The sequence below is a fragment of the Sphingobium sp. Ant17 genome (assembly GCF_000588875.1).
Classification (GTDB): domain Bacteria; phylum Pseudomonadota; class Alphaproteobacteria; order Sphingomonadales; family Sphingomonadaceae; genus Sphingobium.
In genome coordinates, this window is sequence record NZ_JEMV01000164.1 from 1 (window position 1) to 1891 (window position 1891).

Here is a 1891-nt window from a genome sequence, read left to right on the forward strand (position 1 = left end):
TTTCCATATCCTGCTCGAACACGTCGSCTAATACCATCCGTCCGTGATGCTGACTCACGTGGGGGATTCCCAAAGCGGCGAAACTATGAATCTATGTCTTCGGGTTGGAGGGCATTGTCATGGGTGCAGCGATTGGATTGCGAGACGACTTTGATGCAGCGGGCTTGAGGCGACTGGCGCGGACGACAAAGAGCGCGAACCAGGGACGCCGACTGCTAGCTTTGGCGGAAATCTATGATGGCGCGAACCGCAGCGATGCCGCGCGCATCGGCGGAGTGACCCTGCAGATCGTGCGGGATTGGGTGGTGCGGTTCAACGCCCGAGGTCCAGCGGGTCTCCTTGACGGCAAGGCCCCAGGCAAGCCGCCCTTGCTGAATGATACCCAGCGCCAAGCGCTCGCGGAGGTCGTTGAAAGTGGACCGATACCAGCGATCCATGGAGTTGTGCGTTGGCGGCTGATCGACCTGGCGCGGTGGCTTCATGACGAATTTGGGGTGTCTCTGACGGAAACGACCGTAGGGCGAGAGTTGAAAAAGCTGGGCTATGTSAAATTGACGGCACGCCCACGTCACCATGCCCAGAACGAATATGCGATGGAGGACTTCAAAAAGGGGGCTTTGCAGCCGAGCTGGCAAAGATCAAAGCCGCTCTCCCGCGCGACACGCCCATAGAGGTATGGTTCCAGGACGAGGCCCGTATCGGCCAGAAAAACAAGATCACCCGCCGCTGGGCCAGGCGCGGCACCCGGCCTTCAGCGCCCAAGGATCAGAGGACCAAATCAGCCTACATCTTCGGCGCTATCTGCCCTGAGCTTGGTAAGGGCGCTGGCTTGGTCCTGCCCTTCTGTAATACCCAGACCATGTCGCTGCACCTGGCGGAGATATCGCTCGCTATCGAACCAGGTGCCCACGGCGTGCTGCTGATGGATCAGGCCGGATGGCACATGACCGGGAAGCTGGAAGTACCCGATAATATCAGCATCGTTCCGCTGCCGCCAAAATGTCCTGAACTCAACCCGGTCGAAAATATCTGGCAGTTCATGCGCGATAACTGGCTATCCAACCGCATCTTCACGTCCCACGACAACATCGTCGACCTTTGCTGCGAAGCCTGGAACAGGCTGATCGATCAGCCCTGGCGCATCATGACAATTGGACGCCGCAAATGGGCACGTGGGTCGTGATCAATGCAGGTTGGTATTAGTGGGTTGAATAGAGCGTAGCAGTATGGGCGAGTGAGCCATCAGGCTTTCTCTATTACGTTTACAGGCTATTGTTCGACCTATGCGATACACGGGAATTGTTTTTGCTATGACCGTCTTCAGTATCATTTCGCTCTTGGGCGTGCGGATGGTGATTGACGGATTATGGCTTAAACAGTGGAAATTTGCGTTTGGAAGTTTAGCCTTGGCGGTGTTTTTCGCTGCCGCTGCGTATGAACGGTTTGAATGCGCTAAAACCGACTGCCCGCCTTCCCAAGAAGATCCAAGCGTTCCTCGCATTCGCTAAGGAATGATCGACTTATTTATCCTCTTGGAAGGTTGCCCCATGCTACCAGCGTGGCGAAAGCGGCAGACGCCGCAACAGCGTAAGTCATCCGCTTAGATCGATTTTTTCGCGCTATCAAAAACATGAAACCGAAAGCCCAAAAGAAAAAGCCGCCCCAAGGATAAAGCCCTACTACAACTGACAGCCTGCCACGCGTCAAATAACCAGCGATCGAAAAAACCCAGCTCAACAGGAACAGGATGAACACATCCGTTTTTATACTTCCAGGTCGATTTAATCCGTTGCTCATCGCCTATAGCTACTTACAATCTACATTACTGGCAAGCGCGTGCTACACATCCCCGATATGCCGAAACACGGGTCGGGCGAGTTCTGTTAAGAAG

General features: G+C 54.9%; 1 protein-coding gene. It reads left to right on the forward strand.

Annotated features, from left to right (window positions below; all coding sequences use genetic code 11):
- The first annotated feature begins 119 nt into the window (after positions 1–119).
- Positions 120–1183 (forward strand): IS630 family transposase gene (locus BF95_RS27095; protein ID WP_096061640.1). Its coding sequence is split into 2 segments (ribosomal slippage): positions 120–611 and positions 614–1183, totalling 1062 coding nucleotides; the frame shifts between segments, so codons are not numbered across the junction.
- The last annotated feature ends 708 nt before the right edge of the window (positions 1184–1891 follow it).